The sequence below is a fragment of the Comamonas sp. w2-DMI genome, assembly GCF_040187735.1.
Lineage (GTDB): Bacteria > Pseudomonadota > Gammaproteobacteria > Burkholderiales > Burkholderiaceae_C > Comamonas > Comamonas terrae.
Window position 1 is genome coordinate 64,116 of sequence record NZ_JBANEL010000006.1, and the last position, 21,175, is coordinate 85,290.

The 21,175-nt window shown below is 67.6% G+C and carries 25 protein-coding genes and 1 pseudogene; 11 read left to right on the forward strand and 15 right to left on the reverse strand.

The features are described 5' to 3' along the window. Positions 1-139: 139 nt before the first annotated feature. On the reverse strand, positions 140-370 hold the full coding sequence (locus tag V8Z74_RS08380; protein WP_349708856.1) for a DUF3079 domain-containing protein: 231 nt from the start codon (positions 368-370) through the stop codon (positions 140-142). A gap of 78 nt (positions 371-448) precedes the next feature. After that, the gene (locus tag V8Z74_RS08385) at positions 449-898 is read right to left on the reverse strand and encodes a MaoC family dehydratase (RefSeq protein ID WP_066477799.1); all 450 of its coding nucleotides are present in this window, start codon (positions 896-898) and stop codon (positions 449-451) included. Positions 899-958: 60 nt separating this feature from the next. Here V8Z74_RS08385 and V8Z74_RS08390 point away from each other — a divergent pair, with 60 nt between their 5' ends. Beyond that, entirely contained in the window at positions 959-1,348 is a 390-nt protein-coding gene (locus V8Z74_RS08390; RefSeq protein WP_157081971.1) for a hypothetical protein, read from the forward strand. 130 nt (positions 1,349-1,478) lie between these two features. Here the strand turns inward: V8Z74_RS08390 and panC are convergent. Then, positions 1,479-2,338, reverse strand: a pseudogene (gene panC, locus V8Z74_RS08395) (pantoate--beta-alanine ligase). A 46-nt stretch (positions 2,339-2,384) separates the two neighbouring features. Continuing rightward, positions 2,385-3,269: a 3-methyl-2-oxobutanoate hydroxymethyltransferase gene (panB, locus tag V8Z74_RS08400; RefSeq protein ID WP_349708857.1), complete on the reverse strand. Its 885-nt coding sequence runs from the start codon at positions 3,267-3,269 to the stop codon at positions 2,385-2,387. A 230-nt stretch (positions 3,270-3,499) separates the two neighbouring features. Between panB and V8Z74_RS08405 the strand changes: the two genes are divergently transcribed. The 8 genes from V8Z74_RS08405 (at position 3,500) to yiaA (ending at position 9,765) form a co-directional block, all read left to right on the forward strand. After that, a complete protein-coding gene (locus V8Z74_RS08405) occupies positions 3,500-4,234 on the forward strand; it encodes a Crp/Fnr family transcriptional regulator (protein ID WP_349708858.1) in 735 nt (244 codons plus the stop codon). A gap of 131 nt (positions 4,235-4,365) precedes the next feature. Then, the gene (locus V8Z74_RS08410; protein ID WP_349708859.1) at positions 4,366-4,680 is read left to right on the forward strand and encodes a DUF4148 domain-containing protein; all 315 of its coding nucleotides are present in this window, start codon (positions 4,366-4,368) and stop codon (positions 4,678-4,680) included. A 219-nt stretch (positions 4,681-4,899) separates the two neighbouring features. Beyond that, complete coding sequence (nadA, locus tag V8Z74_RS08415; RefSeq protein WP_349708860.1) at positions 4,900-6,084, forward strand: quinolinate synthase NadA; 1,185 nt, start codon at positions 4,900-4,902, stop codon at positions 6,082-6,084. 73 nt (positions 6,085-6,157) lie between these two features. Next, on the forward strand, positions 6,158-7,372 hold the full coding sequence (gene pabB / locus V8Z74_RS08420) for an aminodeoxychorismate synthase component I (RefSeq protein WP_349708861.1): 1,215 nt from the start codon (positions 6,158-6,160) through the stop codon (positions 7,370-7,372). A gap of 10 nt (positions 7,373-7,382) precedes the next feature. Next, positions 7,383-8,012: an aminotransferase class IV gene (locus V8Z74_RS08425; protein ID WP_349708862.1), complete on the forward strand. Its 630-nt coding sequence runs from the start codon at positions 7,383-7,385 to the stop codon at positions 8,010-8,012. 108 nt (positions 8,013-8,120) lie between these two features. After that, complete coding sequence (locus V8Z74_RS08430) at positions 8,121-8,702, forward strand: DUF4274 domain-containing protein (protein WP_349708863.1); 582 nt, start codon at positions 8,121-8,123, stop codon at positions 8,700-8,702. 26 nt (positions 8,703-8,728) lie between these two features. Next, on the forward strand, positions 8,729-9,247 hold the full coding sequence (locus V8Z74_RS08435; RefSeq protein ID WP_349708864.1) for a hypothetical protein: 519 nt from the start codon (positions 8,729-8,731) through the stop codon (positions 9,245-9,247). After that, on the forward strand, positions 9,244-9,765 hold the full coding sequence (gene yiaA / locus V8Z74_RS08440; protein WP_066477836.1) for an inner membrane protein YiaA: 522 nt from the start codon (positions 9,244-9,246) through the stop codon (positions 9,763-9,765). The genes V8Z74_RS08435 and yiaA overlap by 4 nt, the downstream gene beginning before the upstream one ends. A gap of 26 nt (positions 9,766-9,791) precedes the next feature. Here yiaA and V8Z74_RS08445 read toward each other — a convergent pair whose 3' ends face one another. From V8Z74_RS08445 to V8Z74_RS08485, 9 genes are all read right to left on the reverse strand, one after another. Then, complete coding sequence (locus V8Z74_RS08445) at positions 9,792-10,505, reverse strand: tRNA-uridine aminocarboxypropyltransferase (protein ID WP_349708865.1); 714 nt, start codon at positions 10,503-10,505, stop codon at positions 9,792-9,794. Between the two features lie 90 nt (positions 10,506-10,595). Then, entirely contained in the window at positions 10,596-11,804 is a 1,209-nt protein-coding gene (locus tag V8Z74_RS08450; protein ID WP_349708866.1) for a CynX/NimT family MFS transporter, read from the reverse strand. A 110-nt stretch (positions 11,805-11,914) separates the two neighbouring features. Further along, positions 11,915-12,274: a 5-carboxymethyl-2-hydroxymuconate Delta-isomerase gene (locus tag V8Z74_RS08455; RefSeq protein WP_066477849.1), complete on the reverse strand. Its 360-nt coding sequence runs from the start codon at positions 12,272-12,274 to the stop codon at positions 11,915-11,917. Positions 12,275-12,317: 43 nt separating this feature from the next. Continuing rightward, positions 12,318-12,698 (reverse strand): aspartate 1-decarboxylase, encoded by a 381-nt coding sequence (gene panD / locus V8Z74_RS08460; RefSeq protein ID WP_066477851.1) that lies wholly within the window; start codon positions 12,696-12,698, stop codon positions 12,318-12,320. A 73-nt stretch (positions 12,699-12,771) separates the two neighbouring features. Beyond that, a complete protein-coding gene (nadB, locus tag V8Z74_RS08465) occupies positions 12,772-14,424 on the reverse strand; it encodes an L-aspartate oxidase (RefSeq protein WP_349708867.1) in 1,653 nt (550 codons plus the stop codon). 49 nt (positions 14,425-14,473) lie between these two features. After that, positions 14,474-14,881: a 6-pyruvoyl trahydropterin synthase family protein gene (locus V8Z74_RS08470; protein WP_349708868.1), complete on the reverse strand. Its 408-nt coding sequence runs from the start codon at positions 14,879-14,881 to the stop codon at positions 14,474-14,476. A 138-nt stretch (positions 14,882-15,019) separates the two neighbouring features. After that, positions 15,020-15,658, reverse strand: a complete 639-nt coding sequence (gene queE, locus V8Z74_RS08475; protein ID WP_349708869.1) for a 7-carboxy-7-deazaguanine synthase — start codon at positions 15,656-15,658, stop codon at positions 15,020-15,022. Between the two features lie 119 nt (positions 15,659-15,777). Further along, positions 15,778-16,641, reverse strand: coding sequence for a segregation and condensation protein A (locus V8Z74_RS08480; RefSeq protein WP_066477870.1), 864 nt, complete (start codon positions 16,639-16,641; stop codon positions 15,778-15,780). A gap of 79 nt (positions 16,642-16,720) precedes the next feature. Continuing rightward, complete coding sequence (locus V8Z74_RS08485) at positions 16,721-16,927, reverse strand: DUF3460 family protein (RefSeq protein WP_066477872.1); 207 nt, start codon at positions 16,925-16,927, stop codon at positions 16,721-16,723. A 188-nt stretch (positions 16,928-17,115) separates the two neighbouring features. On the opposite strand from V8Z74_RS08485, the gene V8Z74_RS08490 reads away from it, so the two are divergent. Beyond that, a complete protein-coding gene (locus V8Z74_RS08490; RefSeq protein WP_066477874.1) occupies positions 17,116-17,613 on the forward strand; it encodes a hypothetical protein in 498 nt (165 codons plus the stop codon). Positions 17,614-17,815: 202 nt separating this feature from the next. Beyond that, positions 17,816-18,481: a YitT family protein gene (locus V8Z74_RS08495; protein WP_349708870.1), complete on the forward strand. Its 666-nt coding sequence runs from the start codon at positions 17,816-17,818 to the stop codon at positions 18,479-18,481. Positions 18,482-18,523: 42 nt separating this feature from the next. Here V8Z74_RS08495 and V8Z74_RS08500 read toward each other — a convergent pair whose 3' ends face one another. Together V8Z74_RS08500 and metG are read right to left on the reverse strand one after the other, a co-directional pair. Continuing rightward, positions 18,524-18,835 carry a hypothetical protein gene (locus V8Z74_RS08500; RefSeq protein WP_349708980.1) on the reverse strand — a complete coding sequence of 104 codons (312 nt, stop codon included), beginning with the start codon at positions 18,833-18,835 and terminating at the stop codon, positions 18,524-18,526. 104 nt (positions 18,836-18,939) lie between these two features. Then, positions 18,940-21,087: a methionine--tRNA ligase gene (metG, locus tag V8Z74_RS08505; RefSeq protein WP_349708871.1), complete on the reverse strand. Its 2,148-nt coding sequence runs from the start codon at positions 21,085-21,087 to the stop codon at positions 18,940-18,942. Positions 21,088-21,175 lie beyond the last annotated feature (88 nt).

Here is a 21,175-nt window from a genome sequence, read left to right on the forward strand (position 1 = left end):
AGGTTTAAAACAGAAAAGAATATTTTTCGACGGAGATATATGTTTTAGGTATTAAGGCGGATATTGCGTGGGAATGAAGGCCGCATCGGCATGGCGCCGATCCCTGCGGGTGCGAGCGAGCCACAAGGCCAAAGGGCTTTCAGGCCTGCGCGGATTGCCCGCCGCAGGCGGCTCTGTCCGTGGTGGCCTTGGAGGGCCGCGAAGCCGGCGCAGGCTCCCACTGCGCCCAGCCGTCGCCGCACATTTCCGCAGGGTGCGGCGCGCGGTCCGAGCCGTTGCCGCAAGCCATGGCGTCATGGGCGCCAGATCGGTCGCAGCCCCAGCAGTTGCGCCCGGGATGCGCAGGGTGGAGAGGAAACTTCCTGGCCATGCCCGAGCTTGGCCGGCTGCCGCCGCCCTGGCTTTGCGCTGGCGCAACAGAGCGTCCCTTGAAGCCGTTTCCGAAGGCCTATGCGGGCCGCCTGAAGGCCAGAAGCTTGGGGCGGAAGCGCTGCAGCACTTCGCCGCGCTGGTTCTTGGTCTGGCACAGCAGGCGCACCATGGCGCGGTCCGGGCGGGAGCGCGAGGGAATGATCTCCACGATCTCGGATTCCAGGTGCAGCACGTCGCCGGGGCGCGTGGGCTGGGGCCAGGCCAGCTCCTCCACGCCGCCGCCGATGATGCCGTCGGCCAGGGGAATGCTTTCGGTGACCAGGCGCATGCTGATGGAGGCCGTATGCCAGCCGCTGGCCGCCAGGCCCTGGAAGAAGGTGTTCTGCGCGGCATCGGCGTCGAGGTGGAAGACCTGCGGGTCGAACTGCCTGGCGTAGGCCACGATCTGGGCTTCGTCGAGCGGGTGGTCGCCGCTGACGAATTTCTGGCCTTCGTAGAGATCCTCGAGGTATAGCTTGTCGCTCATCCATGTCTCCCGGATTGGATGCCCGAGTATGCATGGCCGGTCTGCAGGCCGCTGCAGCGCATGCGACTCGCGCTTATGCTCGCGTCCATGGTGTTCGAATTTTCCGATTCCGAGGTTGCCGAGCTGCAACAGACTCCGCAGCAATTGAGCGTGCGCTTTGCCGCGGGCCGGGTGTCCGAGGGGGGCGAGGGCCGATGGATGCCGCTGCTGCTGATATGCGGGCAGCCGGGGCGGGTGGAGATGGAGTCCGGCTGCCTTGGCCGGCTGGCCGGCGGCACGGTGGTGCTGGACGGCGAGCGCAGAACCGCGCTGCCCGTGCCGCTGCAGAGTACGGCATCTTTTGCGCTGGAGCTGGAGTTTGCCAGCGGCGCGCGCTGCCGTGTGCAGGGCAGGGGGCTGGAGCTGCGGGCACCGGCCAGCCGGTGCTCCGTGGATTCCTATCAGTGTTGAGCGAGGGAAAAACTATCCACTGCGCGTGAACTGGGCGCGTTCCAGGCTGGAAACGCCGGGCAGGAGCCGCCCCGCCGAAGGCGCTGTCCCCTTCCGGGGGGAAGGCGCGAAGCGACCCAGGGGGCTTTATCTAGAACTCCAGGTTGTCGATGAGCCGTGTGCCGCCCAGGCGCGCGGCACCCAGGGCCACCAGCTCGCCGGTCGTTGCATCGGCCGGCGGCAGCAGATTGCCGCGCTGGCGCACAGTGAGGTAGTCGGGCTCCCAGCCCTGGGCGCGCAGTGCCTGCATGGCCTGTGCTTCCAGCGCGGCCAGGTTGCCGCCCTGCCGTGCGGCTTCGGCCAGGGTCTTCAGCGCCCTGGACAGCGCAATGGCCTGCTCGCGCTGCGCTTCGCTCAGGTAGCCGTTGCGCGAGCTCAGGCCAGACCGCCGCTCGCGCCTTCGGCGCGTGCCGTCTCGCCGGCAACGATGTCGACGGGCAGGGCGAACTGCTGCACCATGCGGCGTATCACCATGAGCTGCTGGTAGTCCTTCTTGCCGAACACGGCCGTGCCGCCGCCGGTGGTGGCGAACACGGCCTGGAACAGCTTCATGACCACGGTGCAGACGCCGGTGAAGAAGCCGGGGCGGAACTCGCCCTCGAGGATGTCGGCCAGGGCCGGGTCGGGCTGGATCTTGAAGGTCTGGGGCTCGGGGTAGAGGTCGGCCTCGCGCGGGGCGAACAGGATGTCGCAGCCTTCGGCCTGCAGCTTGGCGCAGTCGGCCTCCCAGGTGCGCGGATAGCTGTCGAAGTCCTCGTGCGGCAGGAACTGCAGGCGGTTCACGAAGATGCTGGCCACGGTCACCTCGCCGTGCTGGCGCGCCAGCCGGATCAGCGACAGGTGGCCTTCATGCAGGTTGCCCATGGTGGGCACGAAGGCGGGGCGGCCGCGGCCGGCAAGCGCGGTGGCGAGTGCGGCTCTCAGGTCGGCGATGGTATGGACGATTTGCATGGCTTGAACGGGAAGAACGGAAAAGTCGCGGTGCTGCCTGCCGGGCCTACCAGGCATGCAGTTCGTTGTTGGGGAAGGAGCCGTTCTTGACGGCTTCCACATAGGCCTGCATGGCCCCCTTGACGCTGCCCGCATCCTGCATGAAGTTGTGCACGAACTTGGCCATCTTGCCCAGGTTCACGCCCAGCATGTCGTGCAGCACCAGCACCTGGCCGGCCGTGCCGTTACCCGCGCCTATGCCGATGGTGTGGCAGTGCTGCAGCTCCTCGGTCAGGCTGGCGGCCAGGGCCGCGGGCACCATCTCCAGCACCAGCATGGAGGCGCCTGCATCCTGCAATGCATGGGCATGGCGGCGCAGCGTGTTGGCCGCCACGTCGTCCTTACCCTGCACGCGGTAGCCGCCCAGCGCGTGCACGGTCTGCGGCGTCAGGCCCAGGTGGGCGCAGACGGGAATGCCGCGCTCCACGAGGAATTCCACGGTAGGGGCTGTCCAGCCGCCGCCCTCGAGCTTGACCATGTGGGCCCCGGCCTGCATCAGGGCGCAGCTGCTGCGCAAGGCCTGTTCGCGGCTTTCCGCATAGCTGCCGTAGGGCAGGTCGGCGATCACCCAGGCCGTGCCCTGGGCACGGTGCAGGCCGCGCGTGACGCTGGCCGTGTGGTAGGCCATGTCCTCCAGCGTCACGCCCACGGTGCTGTGCAGGCCCTGGCAGACCATGCCCAGCGAGTCGCCCACCAGAATGCATTCCACGCCGGCGGCGTCGGCCACGGCGGCAAACGTGGCGTCATAGGCCGTGAGCATGGTGATCTTCTCGCCGGCCGCGCGCATCTGCGCCAGCCGCGGCAGGCTGATGGGGCGGCGCTGGGGCAGCGGCGAAGCGGGGGGGATGGTGCCGTAGGGCGTGCCTGTGGCGGTGGCTGCTGTAGCGGACATGGGGTCTCCTTTGTCTTGGTCGGCCAGGAAACGTGCAGGCGCCAGGCCGGGGGCGCTTGCACATTACAGGGCAAATTGCCCGCGAGTCTATGCGATGCGGGGTTGGCATAACAACCGTAAATAGACTGTGCATGGCTGATGCACCGATACTATGCTGTACCGGCGGCTCGGTCCGGCCGCACGGCGTCTGGCGTTATGCGTTCCGTCTTTTCCCGCTTGAGGTCATCGGTATGCCCTTGGATGCGCAGGAATTTCCGTCGGCCTTGCCGATTGCCGCGTCCGTGGCCTGGCAAGGCCTGCGCGGCGTGGACTGGCTGCGGTCGCTGTCGGACGAAAAACTGGCCGTGCTGGCTGCGCAATGCCGGTGGCACCGGCTGCAGCCCGGGCAGATGCTGCATGGCCCTTATACGGACCGGCGCACGTATGTGCTGGTCGGTGGCCTGCTGAGCCTGGGCAGCTGCAGTGCCAGCGGCCGCACCATGATTCTGGGAAACCTGGAGCCGGGGTTCTTCTTCGGTGCATTTGCGCCGCCACAGCCATCGAAGCATGTGCTGGTGCAGGTGCATGCGGTGCAGGAAAGCCTGGTGGCCTCGCTTTCGTCCGAGGAGATGGAAGCGCTGATCATGAGCGAGATTCTGGTCATGCGGGCCATGGTCCAGCATCTGGGCGAGATGACCGGCGTGCTCGCGCGGCGCCTGGTCCGCCAGGGTACGCTGTCGGTGCGCGGGCGCCTGCATGCCCTGCTGCTGGAGCTGGCAGAGCATGCGGGCATCGCGGGCGACCAGGCCCTGCTGGCGCCCGCGCCGCGCCAGAGCGACCTGGCCCTGATGCTGGGCACCAGCCGCGAAGAGGTCGCGCGCGAGATGGCGCGGCTGGTGCGCCAGGGCCTGCTGCGGCGCGAGGGGCGCAACCTGCGCATTTGCCGCGTCGACGGCCTGCGCCTGCTGCTGGATGAGGCGCGCTGACGGCCGGCACCGCGAAATTGCTTTTTGCGTGAGAAAACGTACAGACTATCGCCAGGAGCCGGCACATAGTTCATTCCTTGCCGCGGCGAGGCAGATTTCCTGGCCGCTTCGGCGAGCCGAAAGGAATGAACATGCGCTCCCTCACCAGCTTGTTTGTTGCCGCTGCGGTGGCCGCCGTTTCCGCTGCCGCCATGGCCGAGAATGCCCCGGCATCTGCCGGCGATGGCATGTCGGCCGCCTTCAGAAGCCGTGCCGAGGTGCTGGCCGATCTGGAAATGTTCCAGCGCTCGGGCCTGGGCTATCTGCCATCGCCCACGGGCTATGTGGAATCCGAGCAGAGCGCCGAATACCGCCGGGCCTATGCCGAGTACCAGCGCCTGCTGGCGGGGCCGGACTACCGGGAGGCCGTGGCCAGGTACGAGTCGCAGTCCCCGGCCGGCAGGTGAGCGGAGTTGCCTTGCCTGCGCCCTCCCGCCGCGGCGCGGGCCCGAGCGCGCGGGCCGGCCATGCCATTGGATGGAAATCCGCTGAAGCAGTTTTCCGCCGGAGACGCCGCTTTTGCGGCGCCGGCGGCTTGCGGCTGTCACCTAGGTGACTGTATGCTGCCCGTCTTTCAATCCAGCCGCCATCCACAAAAAGCGGCCCATGGCAACGGAGGAGACCCCATGCTGACAGCGCTGCCTACGCGCTCCCATTCAGACCACCCGGCCGCGCGCAAGACCGTGGAATACGAGCTGCCGCAATGGAACCAGGCCCTGCCGCAGGCCACGGCCTGCACCACGCGCCATGCCTGGGCGCGCGTGCCGGCCGAACCCGCGCCCGCCGAGCGGCAGCGGCTCAAGGACCGTATCCGCACGGAGCTGGCAAAGCGCAACGCGGTGATGGTCTCGCACTTCTATGTGCATCCCGACCTGCAGGACCTGGCCGAGGAGACCGGTGGCATCGTCAGCGATTCGCTGGAGATGGCGCGCTTCGGGCGCGACCATGCGGCGCAGACCCTGGTGGTGTCGGGCGTGCGCTTCATGGGAGAGACAGCCAAGATCCTCTCGCCCGAGAAGACCGTGCTCATGCCCGACCAGGACGCCACCTGCTCGCTGGACCTGGGCTGCCCGGCGGCCGACTTCTCGGCCTTCTGCGACCTGCATCCCGACCGCACCGTGGTGGTTTATGCCAATACCAGCGCCGAGGTCAAGGCGCGCGCCGACTGGGTGGTCACCTCCAGCTGCGCGCTGGAGGTGGTCGCCGCCCTCAAGGAGGCCGGCCACAAGATCCTGTGGGCGCCCGACCGCCACCTGGGCCGCTACATCCAGGAGCAGACCGGCGCGGACATGCTGCTGTGGAACGGCGCCTGCATCGTGCACGACGAGTTCAAGGCCTTCGAGCTGCAGGCGCTGATGCAGGAGCATCCCGGCGCCAGGCTGCTGGCGCACCCCGAAAGCTCGGCCGAGATCGTGGCCATGGCGCATGCCGTGGGTTCCACCAGCGCCATCATCCAGGCCGCCAAGACCCTGGACGCGCAGGAGTTCATCGTGGCCACCGACAACGGCCTGCTGCACAAGCTGCGCCAGCTGCTGCCCCACAAGCGCTTCATGGAGGCGCCCACGGCCGGCAGCAGTGCCACCTGCAAGAGCTGCGCGCACTGCCCGTGGATGGCCATGAACGGCCTGGCCGACGTGCTCAGGGTATTGGAAACCGGGGACAATGCAGTCCACGTGCCTGCCGACCTGGTGAAGCGGGCACGCCTGCCCATAGACCGCATGCTGGGCTTTACCGCGGCCCTCAAGGCCCAGGGCCGGCATGCGGCGGCGGCCCTGGTGCCGCGCCTGGTGCCCCATCTGGGCGCGGCGTGATGCCTGCCTGCTTGCGCCATCCTGCTTTGATAGCGGCTTGCGCTCGCCAGCTCTGCGTTTGAGGCCTTTTCCCTTGTATTCCTCCGTCATCGATTTCTCCAATCCCCGGGATGCCGGGGCCGACCGGCTGCAATGGGGCTTTGCGCCGCCGCTGCAGGTGCTGGCAGCCTATGAGCCGCAGCAGGTTCCGGCCGTGCTCGATGCCGTGCAGCAGGCGGCCGAAGGCGGCCGCTGGTGCGTGGGCTGGCTGGCCTACGAGGCGGCGGCCGGCCTGGACAAGGCCTATGCCGGCGCGGTGCATACCGGCGCGGTGCATGAACCGGGCAGCAGGTCGCCCCTGGCCTGGTTCGGCGTGCACGAGGCACCGGATGCCTTGGGCGCGGACGTTCTGCCGCAGCCGTCGCCGGATGTCCTGCATGTGCAATGGCAACCGGAGCCAGGCGGGCGCGCGCGCTTCGATGCCGACGTGGCCCGCATCCATGAGGCCATTGCCGCCGGCGACTGCTATCAGGTCAACTACACCTCGCCCCTCAAGGGCCGGCTCGGCGGCGCGGAAGGCCTGAGCGCGCGGCAGACCGCCCATGCGCTGTTTGCGCGCCTGCGCCGGGCCCAGCCCGGCGGCTATGCGGCCATGGTCGACGGCGGCGGCATGCAGGCCCTGTCCGTCTCGCCCGAGCTGTTCTTCGACTGGGACGGCGAGCGCATTCTCACGCGCCCCATGAAGGGCACGGCGCCGCGCGGCGCCACGCCGCAGGAGGACGAGGCGCGCATGCAGGCCATGCGCGCCTCTCCCAAGGAGCGGGCCGAGAACGTGATGATCGTGGATCTGCTGCGCAACGACCTTTCGCGCATCGCCGTGCCGCACAGCGTCAAGGTGCCGCGGCTGTTCCATGCCGAGCCGCTGCCCGCGGTCTGGCAGATGACCTCGGACGTGGAGGCCCGCACCCGGCCCGGCATCCGCCTGCGCGATGTCTTTGCCGCGCTGTTTCCCTGCGGCTCGATCACGGGCGCGCCCAAGCGCCAGGCCATGCGCCTGATCCGCGCGCTGGAGCCGGAGCCGCGCGGCATCTATTGCGGCGCCCTGGGGGTGGTGCGGCCCTCGGCCAGGCCCGGCGGCATCCATGCCACGTTCAACGTGCCCATCCGCACCGTGGTGCTGCAGGGGCAGGCACTGCGCTGCGGCATCGGCAGCGGCATCACGGCCAGCGCCACGGCCGAGGCCGAGTGGCAGGAATGGCAGCACAAGCAGCGGTTTCTGGCAGGATTGGCGGCGATCCAAGCGCTTTGAAGAGGAATGAATGGATTTTGAAATTCTGGAAACCCTGGCCCTGAAGGACGGCCGCTGGCAGAACTGGCCGCTGCACTGGGCGCGGCTGCAGATCGCGGCCCAGCACTTCGGCTATCCCTTGCACCAGGCGGCGCTGGAAGCGCAGATGCAGGCGCTGCAACAGCAGAAGGCGGCCGGCGACTGGCGCGTGCGGCTGGCGCTGGATGCGCAGGGACAGGTGCAGATTGCAGCAGAGCCGCTGCAGCCCTCGGCCACGCCCGTGCGGCTGGAGCTGGCGCAGCAGCCGATAGCCAACAGCGTGGCGCAAAGCGATTGGGTGCGCTTCAAGACCTCGCGCCGCGCGCACTACAACGCTTTCCGCCCCCGCGGCGCCCACGTGTTCGACGTGGTGCTGCACAACGACAACGGCGAGATCACCGAAGGCACGCGCGGCAATGTCTGCATGCAGCTGGATGGCCGCTGGGTCACGCCGCCGCTGGCCTGTGGGCTGCTGCCCGGCGTGGGCCGCGCGCTGGCGCTGTCCCAGGGGCGCGTGAGCGAGCGCGTGGTGCGCATCGACGAGGTGCCGCAGATCGAGGGCTGGGCCTTTGTCAACAGCCTGCGCGGCTGGCTGGAGGCACAGCTGATCAGCGCGCATTGACTGCGGCGCGCGTGACACAATGGCCCAAGGCGACGTTGAACGGCTCTTCGCGACGCGCGCGAGGTGCTTGTGCGGCGCTGCCCTCAACCACACAACGGAGACGGCACCATGGAAGACGAGGACTTTGATGCGCTGTATCTCGATCTGATGCAGGAATTCCTGGCCGATGCCAAGCCCGTGCAATGGCTGGCCACGGTCTGCACCATGAACTATGACGGCAACGGGGCGCTGGTGGACTGGATCATCAAGCAGCCCCGGCTGGAGCCGGCGGTGGCCAAGGCGCTGTACTGGTATCTGCAGCCTGCCTACTACCAGCACTATGCGTCGGAGGACAAGGTGCCTGCGATCAACCGCACGGGCTGGCACCAGATCCAGGCGCTGCACCAGCGCTTTGCCAGGGGCGATCTCGCGGCGCCCTCCATAGGCTGGGACCCGCGCAACGACCTGGCATCGCCCACGGGCAATCCCAAGCACCCGGGCTACGACTGGACGGCCGAGGCCGTGCCGGCCAAGGAGGCGGCCTGGACCATTCCCCCGATCATGTTCGAGCCCGTGCCCGGAGAGCAGATCGACATCTATGCCTATTGCGACGACAACGGCTGGGACGAAGGCATGCCGCCCCATGTGCAGGAAGAGCTCAACAGCGCCATCGAGGACGAGTCCGACAGCGATGCCGATATCGATGACTGAACTCCGGCCCGGCCGGCCGCCGGCCCGTGCTTGAGTTTCTGCTGCAGCTGCTGGGCGAATTTTTGCTGCAGGTCGTGGGCGAGGCCCTGGTGGAGCTGGGCCTGCATTCGCTAGCCGAGCCGTTTCGCCAGCCGCCCAATCCCTGGCTGGCCGCGCTGGGCTACATGATCTTCGGTGCCGTGCTGGGCGGGCTCAGCCTGCTCGTGCTGGGCCATCACCTCACGCCCGCGGGGCCGCTGCGCTGGCTCAACCTGCTGTTCACGCCCGTGGCCGTGGGCGCATTGATGGCCGCCATGGGCGCCTGGCGCGCGCGCCGGGGGGGAGCCGCTGCTGCGCATCAACCATTTCTTCTACGGTTTCCTGTTCGCGCTGTCCTGGGCGCTGGTGCGCTTTTTCTTCGCCCGCTGAATGCATTCTGCAGCCCGTCGTGTGGCGCGTTGGAACGCTTTGGGTACCGTTTTGTGATACCTGGTGGTTTTTGGGTGGAAAAACATGTGGGTTGCGGCCACCATCGCGGCACCATAACTTCTGGAGCAAACCGATGAGCACACCGCAACTGCACAGCCACAAGCCTTCCTCGGCCTTTGTCGCCGCCTCCTGGGCCGCGCTGCTGCTGGGCATCGTGGCTTTCATGGCGGGGCTGTGGAATGCGGGCATGCAGCTCAACGAAAAAGGCTATTACTTCGCCGTGCTGGTGCTGGGCCTGTATGCGGCCATCTCGCTGCAGAAAACGGTGCGCGACCGGCTCGAAGGCATTGCCGTCACGGGCATCTACTACGGCATCAGCTGGATGGCGCTGATCATCGCGGTGCTGCTGCTGGGCACGGGCCTGTTCAATGCCGCGCTGCAGCTGAGCGAAAAAGGCTTTTACGCCATGGCCTTTGCGCTGGCCCTGTTCGGTGCGATCGCGGTGCAGAAGAACACCCGCGACAACCTGGCTGACCCGGCCCGCGTGCCCGACGATATGGGCAGCGCCAAGCGCAACGCCAAGGCCGAGCGCACTGCGGCGGCCGAAGCTGCCCGGGCCATCGAAGCCGTGCAGCAACTGGAATCGAACCGATGAAGTGAAGCCCGTTTGCGGCAACGGATTCAAAAGCCTGCAGGCTGCCCCTGCAGGCTTTTTGCCTGGGGGTTCCGGTTTGCGTCCCGCATGGCGGCCTGCCGGGCCATGAAGTCCGAGAACACCGATTGCAGCCGTGCGTGCTGCGGCGCGCCGTCGGTCCAGCCCTGCAACCGGCCCAGGGCCAGAGCGGTGGCTTCGAAGGTGGACAACTGCCCCGGCAGATGCGCCTTGCGGATCGCATAGCGACCGGCCGGCACATCCTGCAGGGCCAGGCGCGGCAGGGACTGCAGAGCCGGATTCGCATAAAGCATCTTGCGGCTTTTGCGCCAGGTTCCGTCGAGGACGACCAGGCGCAGCCCTGATGGCGCGCAGGGCCAGGGCGTGGGCAGCGGCGCCGCGGCGGCAAGCCCGAGGGCCGCGTCCTGCAGCCCCGTGTCGGGGTAGAGCAGCACGCTGTGGCGCGGTCCGGCGCCTGCGGTTTCGTCCCAATCCCCGTACAGGGCCTGCCGCAGTGCGGCTGCATCGAAGCATTCGCCCACCAGAAGCCGGCTGTGCGGCAGGCACAGGTGCAGCAGATGGCCCGTGCCCTTGGCTTCGTGCACTTCCATGGGGTGCATGAGGATCAGCACCTGAACCTCGTGCGGCACGGCCCGGGCCAGCGCGCAGACGCAGGTGCGCAGCGCGCGCCGGCATTGCGGGCAGCGCAGGCGGGTGGCGGTAGGGCTATCGGAAGTGCTCATGCAATCGCAGCGGCCGGCGCATGGCTGGCAAGGTTTTCAGATGAATGGCAGCCAAAATATCAGTTGTAACCAGCGCAGCCAGCTATGGTTTCAGGAGTTCGAGGTCTGCACCTGCAGGTTGCGGCCCGCGCCCCAGCCGGCGATTGCCGTGGCAATGCACAGCAGCACGACCAGCCAGACCGAGGACAGATAGCTGCCGGTCATGCTGCGCAGCACGCCCACCAGCAGCGGGCCCCAGGCCGCCAGCGCATAGCCCCAGCCCTGAGCCATGGCCGACAGCCGGGCCGTGGTGTGCATATTGCCGCTGCGCATGACGATCAGGCTCAATGCCAGCGCGAACGAGCCGCCCTGGCCCAGGCCCAGCAAAACGGCCCAGGCCCACATGGGCGCGCCCAGCGGCCCCCACAGCAGGCCCAGGAAGGCCGCGAGGATCATGGCCGACAGGGCCAGGGCAAAGCCGCGCTGGTTGGGCAGGCGCGCGGCCAGCGGCGGCGTGAACAGACTGGCCACCAGCTGCATGAGGATGGAGGCTGCCACCAGGTAGCCGGCAGTCTCGCTGGCGATGCCGCGCTCGCGCAGGATGGGCGCAAGCCACCCCATGACGATATAGGCCAGCGCCGACTGCAGGCCCATGAACAGCGTCACCTGCCAGGCCAGGGCCGAGCGCAGCAGGCTGCCCGCATGGGCGGCGGCATCGGTCTTCACGGGCGCGGCACGCAAGGCCTGGGGTGCCCAGACCAGCAGCGCCAGCAGTGCCAGCCCCGCCCAGGCGGCCAGCGCCGGGGCCCAGGCGCCGCCGAACCAGTGCATCTCCATGGGCACGGTGAAGGCTGCGGCCGACGAGGCGCCTGCGCACACGGCCAGGGTGTAGAGGCCCATCATCAGCGCTGCCCGGGTGGCAAAGCTGCGCTTGATCAGCCCGGGCAGCAGCACATTGCCCATGGCGATGCCGGCGCCGGCCAGCACGGCCGACGCAAAAAGGGCCGCAATGCTGCCCACGGCGCGCAGCAGCGTGCCACCGGCGATCAGCAGCAGAGCGAGCAGCAGCACGCGCTCGGCGCCGAAGCGGCGCGACAGCGCCGGCGTGGGCAGCGAGAACACGCCCAGGCACAGAATGGGCAGCGTGGTCAGCACGCTGGCGCCCGTGGCGGACAGGCCGGTGTCGCGCATGATCTCGGGCAGCACCACCGAGAGGCTGCCGAACACCGGGCGCAGATTGCAGGCGATGAGGATCAGGCTCAGGGCCAGCAGCCAGTGCGTGGAACGGGTGGCGGTAGAAGGTGTGTGCGGCGCGGTCATGGTCGCCGGACTTTATCCGATGCGCCGCCGCGCTGCCGGACAGGACAAAAAGCGATGCCCGCCGGCACGGGGCGCGGCGGGCAGGGCCAAGGGCGCGGGTCGCGCAGCGATTACAGGCGGCCCTTGAAATAGGTGGCCTTGTCCATGTCGGCCACGTCCACGCTGAGCTGGACCATGATGCCCGCGGGCTGGGGCACGAGGCGGCGCAGCACGGCGGCCAGGCCGTCCGACATTTCCTTCTTGGCCTGCTCGGTGCGGCCGGCCATGAGCTGCAGCTGCACATGCACGAAGCCGCGGTTGTCGGGCTGGTTGCCGATGTAGAAGTCCGACAGGCGTGCGATGCGGGCCTTGACGTCGGCCTCGTCGGCCACCGTGGGATGGGCGCAGACCACGGCGTTGAGTTCGCGCATCAGCTCGCGCTCGTTCAGGCCGGTGAGGTTGTCGGTGTATTCGATGTGCAGGTGGGGCATGGTGGTCTCTTGCGGGGAAGGGAAGTGCGGCGCGCGGGTGCGCTCAGAGCATCTGGGTGGGCACCTTGTGGCGCAGCTCGACCTTGCGGTTTTGCGCGTCCACGAAGACCAGCTGGGGCTGGTGCTCGGCCACGTCATTTTCGTGCACCTGGGCGAAGGCGGCGATGATGAGCAGGTCGCCCACGGCGGCGCGGCGCGCGGCCGAGCCGTTGACCGAGATCATGCCGCTGCCGCGCTCGCCCTTGATCGCATAGGTCACGAAGCGTTCGCCGTTGTCGACGTTCCAGATATGGACCTGTTCGTTTTCGGCGATGTTGGCGGCGTCCAGCAGATCCTCGTCGATGGCGCAGGAACCTTCGTAATGCAGCTCGCACTGCGTGGTTTTGACGCGGTGGATCTTGGACTTGAGCATGGTGCGGAACATGTTGTCTCTCTCTGTGCCCGGCGGGGCTGGTGGTTGCTAGGAAATTCTCGCGAGTCTATGCGATGCCGGCCGCTCAGCGTGCGGGCGGCACCAGGATGGTGGGCGCCGCGGGCGCGGCCGTCTGCGGCCAGTCGCGGCTGAAGTGCAGGCCGCGGCTTTCGCGGCGCAGCCGGGCCGAACGCACGATGAGATCGGCCACCTGCACCAGGTTGCGCAGCTCCAGCAGCTCGCGGCTGACGTGGAAGCGGGCGTAGAACTCGTCGATCTCGCCCTGCAGCAGCGCAATGCGCCGCGCCGCGCGCTCCAGGCGCTTGTCGGTGCGCACGATGCCCACGTAGTCCCACATGAAGCGGCGCAGCTCGTCCCGGTTGTGGGTGATGACCACGCGCTCGTCGGCGTCGCTCACGCGGCTTTCGTCCCAGGCGGGCAGCGGCGGCAGCGCGGCGCCCGCTGCGGCGGCCTCGTTGATGGCCTGCACCGCCGCGCGCGCGAACACCATGCATTCGAGCAGGGAGTTGCTGGCCAGGCGGTTGGCGCCATGCAGGCCGGTGCAGGCGGTCTCGCCCAGGGCGTAGAGGCCGGGCAGGTCGGTGCGGCCCGCCAGATCGGCGAGCACGCCGCCGCAGGTGTAGTGGGCGGCGGGCACCACCGGGATGGGCTCGCGCGTGATGTCTATGCCCAGCCCGGCGCAGCGTGCCTTGATGTTGGGAAAGTGGGCCTGCAGGAATTCGGGGCTCTGGTGCGAAATGTCCAGGTGCACGCAGTCCAGGCCGTGCTTCTTCATTTCGAAGTCGATGGCGCGGGCCACGATGTCGCGCGGCGCCAGTTCGGCGCGCCCGTCGTGCTGCGGCATGAAGCGCGTGCCCCCGGCCGATTCGGGCAGCAGAAGCCGTCCGCCTTCGCCGCGCACGGCCTCGCTGATCAGAAAGCTCCCGGCCTGGGGATGGCACAGGCTGGTGGGGTGGAACTGGATGAACTCCAGGTTGGCCACGCGGCAGCCCGCGCGCCAGGCCGCGGCGATGCCGTCGCCCGTGGCGGTTCCGGGATTGGTGGTGTGCAGGTAGACCTGGCCCGCGCCGCCCGTGGCCAGGATGGTGTGCGGCGCGCGAAAGCTGCGCACGCGGTCTCGGGCCTCGTCCAGGGCATGGAGGCCCAGGCAGCGGTCGGGGCCGGCCAGGCCCAGCCTGCGGGCGGTGATCAGGTCCACCAGCGTGTGCTGCTCGAACACCGTGACATGGGGCGTGGCGCGCAGCTGCGCGAGCAGGCTGGCTTGCACGGCCGCGCCCGTGGCATCGGCCGCATGGACGATGCGCCGAGCACTGTGGCCGCCTTCGCGCGTCAGGTGCAGCGCGCCGGGCTGGCCGTCCTCTTCCGAAAAAGGCACGCCCAGGCTGCGCAGCCAGGCAATGGCGGCAGGCGCGTTCTCCACCACGAAGCGCGTGGCGGCCAGGTCGCACAGGCCGGCACCGGCCACCTGCGTGTCCTGCACATGGGCGTCGAAGCTGTCGTCCTCGGCCAGCACGGCCGCGATGCCGCCCTGGGCCCAGGCACTGGCGCCGTCATTGAGGCCTTGCTTGGTGAGCAGGGCCACGCGCCGCGTGGGCGCCAGCTGCAGCGCGGCGCTCAGGCCGGCCAGCCCGCTGCCCACGATGAGTACATCGAAATCCAGTGCCTGCTCGGCAGGCGAAACGTTCTGGCTGCGGGAGTCGGTCGAGGAGGTCGGCATCGGGGGCATGGCAGGGGGGGGCACTGGCCATTGGATGAGCGTGGAAGGGTCAGATACTGGAGGCGTCCGTGCCGCCTGCGGCGTAGTCGCTGGCGCTCAGGTCGAGCACACAGCCGTCGCCGATGCTGTCGCGCCATACGCGCACGCGGCTGGGCGCAGGCTGCAGGTCGGCCAGGGACTTGGCGATGAACAGGCTCAGGTTTTCCAGCGTGGGCTTGCCCAGGCCGGGAATCTCGTCGAGGAAATGGTGGTCCAGCTGCTCGCGCAATAGCGCGAGCCGGGCGCGCAGATGGCCCAGGTCGATGACCATGCCGTTGTCGGGATTGCGCGGGCCGGTCACGCTGACTTCGGCCCAGTAGGTGTGGCCATGGATGCGGCGGCTGCCTTCGGTTTCGATGGCGCGCTCCAGCGTGTGGGCGGCATCGAAGAAAAAGCGCTGGTGAACGGTAAATTGCATATCAGTTAGCCATGGCGCTGCGCAGGAAACCGGCGCGTACGAACACCAGGAACAGCGGGCAAGGAGCGCCCCGCAGCGAGGCTGTCGTCCCCCTGCAAGGGGGAAGGCGTGTAGCGACTCAGGGGGTGTTTCATTGCTTCAGCGGATGCCGGTGAGCTTGTGGGTCTGCAGGCTCAGGCGCCATGCCGGGTGCTGCAGGCATTGCGCGATGCAGGCCGCGGTGTTGTCGGCCTGCAGGGCGTTGTCCATGGGCTGCAGAAAGTAATGGGCGAAGTCGGTGCCGGCGACGATGGCCTCCAGGTCGAAGCCCGGCTGGGGCCAGACCAGCTTGAGCTCCTGGCCGCTGCGCTGCACCCATTCGGCGCCGGCCTTGGGGCTGATGCACAGCCAGTCGATACCCTCGGGTGCGGCCACCGTGCCGTTGCTTTCCACCGCAATGCGGAAACCGCGTGCATGCAAGGCATCCACCAGGGCCGCATCGACCTGCAGCAGCGGCTCCCCGCCCGTGAGCACTACCATGCGGTGCCGGCTGTCCTGCGCGGGCCACTGCGCGAGGATGCGCTCGGCCAGTTCGTCGGCCGTGGCGAACTTGCCGCCCAGCGTGCCGTCCGTGCCCACGAAGTCGGTATCGCAGAACCGGCAGACGGCGCTGGCGCGGTCCTGCTCCCGGCCGCTCCAGAGGTTGCAGCCCGCAAAGCGGCAGAACACGGCCGGCGTGCCCGCCTGGCCGCCTTCGCCCTGCAGGGTGTAGAAGATTTCTTTGACGCTGTATGTCATGCCTGGGTTTGCGCTTCAGGAGCTGTTGGGTGCAGGAAGTGGGCGAATGTAAGTCCTGACTGGCGTTGACTGCAGCGCAGGCATGAAAAGCAGGGTGGGTGGCCGGGGTATCTGCGGACTCAGACGGGGGTATAGGCCAGGCGCACGTAGATAGGGGCGAAGGCCTCGGCCTGGGTGATCTCGATCAGCGTTTCCTTGGCCAGCTCCAGCATGGCGATGAAGGTCACGACCAGCACGGTCGAGCCCTTCTCGGGATTGAAGATGCGCTCGAACTCCACGAAGCGCTGGCCCTGCAGCTGCTTGAGGATCTGGCTCATGTACTCGCGCACCGACAGCTCCTCGCGCGTGATCTTGTGGCTTTGTACCAGCTTGGCGCGCTTGAGGATGTCGCGCCAGGCGGCCTGCAGCTCGCCGACCTCCACGTCGGGAAAGCGCGGCTGCAGGCTTTGCTCGATATAGACCGTGGCCTTGAGGAAGTCGCGTCCGTACTGGGGCAGCTGGCCCAGTTGCTGGGCCGCGAGCTTCATCTGCTCGTACTCGAGCAGGCGGCGCACCAGTTCGGCGCGCGGGTCTTCGGCCTCCTCGCCATCCTCCTGCTTCTTGGGTGGCAGCAGCATGCGCGACTTGATCTCGATCAGCATGGCCGCCATCAGCAGGTATTCGGCCGCGAGCTCCAGGTTGCGGCTGCGGATCTCGTCCACATAGGCCATGTACTGGCGCGTCACATCCTGCATGGGAATGTCGAGGATGTTGAAGTTCTGCTTGCGGATCAGGTACAGCAGCAGGTCCAGTGGGCCTTCGAAGGCTTCGAGGAAGACTTCCAGGGCATCGGGCGGGATGTACAGGTCCTGGGGCAGTGCGAACAGGGGCTCGCCGTACAGGCGCGCCAGGGCCACCTGGTCGACCAGGTCCTGCGAGGCATCCGGCGGGAGTCCGGCGCCGCTGGCGGCGGCCAGGGCCTGGGGAGGGCGCGGCTCGTTCATGGGCTGCTATGCACAAAGGAGCGCATGGCGCATGCTGCATCGGCGCTGCAGGCCAATTCCATTCGGAGCCGCCAACCGGTCAGGACGGGTTGGTCTGGTAGACGTAGGGCTTCTGGTCCACGCGGCCGGCGCGCAGGTCTTCCCAGACTTCCTGGTTCACGTTCTTGTCCCACAGCAGCGCACGGCCGGCGACCTGTTGCTCGGACAGCCCGGGATTCTGCTTTTTCAGATCGTTGAGGAAATTGGTGGTGTCGGAACGGTAATCGGGGCGGCGGAAGAAGGACATATGCGTAAAACCTCTCAGAACCGCGGATTTTAGCCGGTTGCGCGTGCGGGGGCAGGCAGCGGCCCTTTGGCGTTGCGGCGGCCGCCGCACCGGCAGCGGTTTTGACAAGCGTTTGCAGACGGGCGCGCAGCCCGGACGCGGATGCTGCCAGAATCGGCCTGTGTCCGGCACTTTTGTGATGCATGCCCATGAATATTTTTTCCCGTCTGGCCCTCGCTGCGGTGGCCGTCTTCGGCGCACTGGCACTGGCTGGCTGCGATCAGCAGAAGATCAAGGAACTGGAGGAAGGCCTGTCCACCGAGGCCGATGTGCGCGAGCGCTTCGGCGATCCCGAGCGCATCTGGCCCGAAGCCGACGGCTCGCGCACTTTCGAGTACAACCGCCAGCCCGCGGGCACGCGCAACTACATGATCACCATCGGCCCCGACGGCAAGATGAGCGCGCTGCGCCAGGTGCTGGCGCCGCACAACTTCGAGAAGATCGTGCCCGGGCTGACCCAGGAGCAGGTGCGCCGCATGCTGGGCAAGCCGGCGCGGGCCATCCCCTACGCGCTCAAGCAGGAGACCGACTGGGAGTGGAACTGGATCGATCCGCCCACGCGCCAGATGGAGTTCATCGTCACCTTCGGGCCCGACGAGCGCGTGCTGCGCAGCGGCAGCCACGAGAAGCTGCACGACGGCCCCTGAGCCCGGTGCCGCTGCCTGTTGCGGCCAGCCTACAGAGGTTGCTGCAATGCACAAAAATGCCGGGTCCAGCACCCGGATCTCTACCAGGGAGAGTCGGTAGTTCGTAAAATCCGGCCAGCGCAATCAGGGTATACCTTGATGCACTGCTGGTCCAGGCCTCACACGGGCGCTGGGTGCTTGCCTTGCTGTCACCACCCCCGACATGTCCACACCGCTATCGACCGCTGCGGCCTCCGCCCTGGAGCCTGCAGCTTCCGCCTCCGTCCCGCCGCCGGCCCTGCGCCATGGCCGCTTCGAGGATGCCCAGGCCCTGTTCACGGGCTCGCTGTTCGTTTCCATCACCATGATGCTGTTCGCCCAGGCCGGCCTGCTCACGGGCAGCACGGCGGGCATCGCATTCCTGCTGCACTATGTGACGGGGCTGCCGTTCGGCGCCATCTTCTTCGTGATCAACCTGCCGTTCTACTGGTTCGCCTGGAAGCGCATGGGGGCGGAGTTCACGGTCAAGACCTTTGTGTCCGTGGCCATGCTGGCGCTGATGGCCGACGTGGGGCCGCGCTTCATCCATATCGATTACCTGAACCCGCTGTATGCGGCCGTCGCGGGCGGCCTGCTCATGGGCTCGGGCTGCCTGTTCCTGGCGCGCCACCATTCCAGCCTGGGCGGAGCCACCATCGTCTCGCTCTATCTGCAGGACCGTTACGGCATCCGCGCGGGCAAGGTGCAGATGATGATCGACTGCACCGTGGTGCTGCTGGCGCTGTGGATCGTGCCTTTCGAGCGCGTGGCCTACTCGGTGCTGGCTGCCGTGATCATGAGCATGTTCCTCTGGATCAGCCACAGGCCCGGGCGCTACCAGGGCAATTGAGTTGCGATCTCCAGCGACCTGGAGAAACGGGCGCAGGCCTGCTCAGGGCGAATCCGGCGCGTACTCTGCCGGGTCGCGCGCATTGCTGGCCCCTGGTCCGGGCCGGTAGGGATGGTTGGGGTCGCTTTCCCGGTATCTGATGCTCACGCCGCTGTTGTCGGCTTTGTCGTCCGTCACGGCGTCATAGGCCTTGCCCACGCCTTTGCCCACCAGCTTGGCCGTGCCCACGGCCGCATCGGCCGCCACGCCCACGGCCGTGGCCGTGACGCTGACGGCCGCAGCGCCCACGCTCACCACGGTGCAGCCCGAAAGCGCACAACACAAAAAAGCCCCTGCCAGCCATGGCTTGCAGATGCTTGATCCATCCCTGTCCTGCAGGAGGGACACCAAGCAAGGGCCGCCCCGCAGCGAGGGTGTCGTCCCCCTATGGGGGAAGGCGCGAAGCGACTCAGGGGGCATCAATGGATTCTCATGCCCGGTGTGGCGCCGGGGAAGGGCTCCAGCACATAGATGCCGGGCTGGGCTTTCTCGTCGGCGTGGCTGGCGGCCAGCACCATGCCTTCGGAAATGCCGAACTTCATCTTGCGCGGCGCGAGGTTGGCCACCATCACGGTGAGCTTGCCCTGCAGCTGCTCGGGCTGGTACATGCTGCTGATGCCGCTGAACACATTGCGTGTCCTGGGCTGGCCGCTCTCGTCCTTTTCACCCACATCCAGCGTCAGCTGCAGCAGCTTGGTCGAACCTTCCACGGCCTTGCACTCCAGAATTCTGGCGATGCGCAGGTCCACCTTGGCAAAGTCCTCGATGCCGATGGTCTCGGCCAGGGGTTCGCCGCCGGGGGCATGGGGGTCGATCGCGGGCTCGGCTTTTTTCGCTGCCTTCTTGTCGGCCTTGGCGGGCTCGGCCGCAGCTGCGGCCTGGCCGGCGGGCGCTTCGAACAGGGCTTCGAGCTGCTTGGGGTCGACGCGCTGCATCAGGTGCTTGTATTCGCCGATCTGGTGGTCCTGGCCCAGGGGTTGGTCCACGTCGGCAAAGCTTTCGGGCGGCACGATGAGGAAGTTCGCCACTTCGGCGGCCACGCCGGGCAGGATGGGCTTGAGGTAGATGGTCAGGATGCGGAAGGCTTCGATGCAGGTGGAGCACACATCCTGCAGGCGCGCCTCCATGCCTTCCTTCTTGGCCAGTTCCCAGGGCTTGTTGGCGTCCACATAGCTGTTGACCTTGTCGCACAGCAGCATGATCTCGCGCGCGGCGCGGGCCGTGTCGCGGGCCTCGTAGGCTGCCACGATGGCGTCCTTTTGCTCGCGCAGCTGGGCCAGCAGGGCCTGGCCGTCCTCGCTGACGGCGCCCAGCCTGCCGCCGAAGCGCTTGGCGATGAAGCCCGCGGCGCGGCTGGCGATGTTCACGTACTTGCCGATCAGGTCGGAGTTGACGCGCAGCATGAAGTCTTCGGGGTTGAAGTCGATGTCTTCGTTCCTGCCGTTGAGCTTGGCGCCCAGGTAGTAGCGCAGCCACTCGGGGTTCATGTTCAGCGCCAGGTACTTGAGCGGGTCCAGGCCCGTGCCGCGGCTCTTGCTCATCTTCTCGCCGTTGTTCACCGTCATGAAGCCGTGCACGCAGATGCGGGTCGGCGTCTTGCGGCCGCTGAACTTGAGCATGGCGGGCCAGAACAGCGTGTGGAAGGTGATGATGTCCTTGCCGATGAAGTGGTACTGCTCCAGGGCCGGGTCGGCCATGTAGGCGTCGAAGTCCTCGCCGCGCCGGTTCAGCAGGTTCTTGAGCGAGGCCAGGTAGCCCACGGGCGCATCCAGCCAGACGTAGAAGTACTTGCCCGGCGCGTCGGGAATCTCGATGCCGAAGTAGGGCGCATCGCGCGAGATGTCCCAGTCGTCCAGGCCTTCGCTGGTGCTGCCGTCGGGATTGGTGCGCACGCCGAACCATTCCTTGATCTTGGCGGCCACTTCGGGCTGCACGTGCTGGCCGTTCTGCGTCCACTCGGTCAGGAACTCCACGGCGCGCGGGTCCGAGAGCTTGAAGAAGAAGTGCTCCGAGGTCTTGATGACGGGCTTGGCGCCCGACAGGGCCGAGTACGGGTTGATCAGGTCGGTGGGCGCGTAGACCGAGCTGCAGACCTCGCAGTTGTCGCCGTACTGGTCCTTGGCGTGGCAGCGCGGGCATTCGCCCTTGATGAAGCGGTCGGGCAGGAACATGTTCTTCTCGGGGTCGAAGAACTGCTCGATGGTGCGCGTCTCGATGAAGCCGGCCTTCTTGAGGTCCAGGTAGATCTGTCTGGACAGCTCGTGGTTCTCGGGGCTGTCGGTGTTGCTCCAGTTGTCGAAGGCGATGTGGAAGCCGTCGAGGTACTGCTTGCGGCCCGCGGCGATGTCGGCCACGAACTGCTGGGGCGTCTTGCCAGCCTTCTCGGCCGCGATCATGATGGGCGCGCCGTGGGCATCGTCGGCGCCCACGAAGTTGACCGCATTGCCCTGCATTCGCTGCGCACGCACCCAGGTGTCGGCCTGGATGTATTCCATGATGTGGCCGATGTGGAAGTTGCCGTTGGCATACGGCAGGGCGGTGGTGACGAAGATTTTGCGTGCGGTCATGGGAAAAACTGCTTTCACGGTGAACCCGGCATTTTAGAAGCGCGCGCCGCAGGCCGCCGGCTGCCGGGTCTTGTCAGGGGCGGCGCGG

Coding starts and splice junctions, on each gene's coding strand:
- V8Z74_RS08380 (WP_349708856.1), bottom strand. CDS start 370: ATGGCCAGGAAGTTTCCTCTCCACCCTGCGCATCCCGGGCGCAACTGC.
- V8Z74_RS08385 (WP_066477799.1), bottom strand. CDS start 898: ATGAGCGACAAGCTATACCTCGAGGATCTCTACGAAGGCCAGAAATTC.
- V8Z74_RS08390 (WP_157081971.1), top strand. CDS start 959: ATGCGACTCGCGCTTATGCTCGCGTCCATGGTGTTCGAATTTTCCGAT.
- panB (WP_349708857.1), bottom strand. CDS start 3,269: ATGTCCGCTACAGCAGCCACCGCCACAGGCACGCCCTACGGCACCATC.
- V8Z74_RS08405 (WP_349708858.1), top strand. CDS start 3,500: ATGCCCTTGGATGCGCAGGAATTTCCGTCGGCCTTGCCGATTGCCGCG.
- V8Z74_RS08410 (WP_349708859.1), top strand. CDS start 4,366: ATGCGCTCCCTCACCAGCTTGTTTGTTGCCGCTGCGGTGGCCGCCGTT.
- nadA (WP_349708860.1), top strand. CDS start 4,900: ATGCTGACAGCGCTGCCTACGCGCTCCCATTCAGACCACCCGGCCGCG.
- V8Z74_RS08425 (WP_349708862.1), top strand. CDS start 7,383: ATGGATTTTGAAATTCTGGAAACCCTGGCCCTGAAGGACGGCCGCTGG.
- V8Z74_RS08430 (WP_349708863.1), top strand. CDS start 8,121: ATGGAAGACGAGGACTTTGATGCGCTGTATCTCGATCTGATGCAGGAA.
- yiaA (WP_066477836.1), top strand. CDS start 9,244: ATGAGCACACCGCAACTGCACAGCCACAAGCCTTCCTCGGCCTTTGTC.
- V8Z74_RS08445 (WP_349708865.1), bottom strand. CDS start 10,505: ATGAGCACTTCCGATAGCCCTACCGCCACCCGCCTGCGCTGCCCGCAA.
- V8Z74_RS08450 (WP_349708866.1), bottom strand. CDS start 11,804: ATGACCGCGCCGCACACACCTTCTACCGCCACCCGTTCCACGCACTGG.
- V8Z74_RS08455 (WP_066477849.1), bottom strand. CDS start 12,274: ATGCCCCACCTGCACATCGAATACACCGACAACCTCACCGGCCTGAAC.
- panD (WP_066477851.1), bottom strand. CDS start 12,698: ATGTTCCGCACCATGCTCAAGTCCAAGATCCACCGCGTCAAAACCACG.
- nadB (WP_349708867.1), bottom strand. CDS start 14,424: ATGCCGACCTCCTCGACCGACTCCCGCAGCCAGAACGTTTCGCCTGCC.
- V8Z74_RS08470 (WP_349708868.1), bottom strand. CDS start 14,881: ATGCAATTTACCGTTCACCAGCGCTTTTTCTTCGATGCCGCCCACACG.
- queE (WP_349708869.1), bottom strand. CDS start 15,658: ATGACATACAGCGTCAAAGAAATCTTCTACACCCTGCAGGGCGAAGGC.
- V8Z74_RS08480 (WP_066477870.1), bottom strand. CDS start 16,641: ATGAACGAGCCGCGCCCTCCCCAGGCCCTGGCCGCCGCCAGCGGCGCC.
- V8Z74_RS08485 (WP_066477872.1), bottom strand. CDS start 16,927: ATGTCCTTCTTCCGCCGCCCCGATTACCGTTCCGACACCACCAATTTC.
- V8Z74_RS08490 (WP_066477874.1), top strand. CDS start 17,116: ATGAATATTTTTTCCCGTCTGGCCCTCGCTGCGGTGGCCGTCTTCGGC.
- V8Z74_RS08495 (WP_349708870.1), top strand. CDS start 17,816: ATGTCCACACCGCTATCGACCGCTGCGGCCTCCGCCCTGGAGCCTGCA.
- metG (WP_349708871.1), bottom strand. CDS start 21,087: ATGACCGCACGCAAAATCTTCGTCACCACCGCCCTGCCGTATGCCAAC.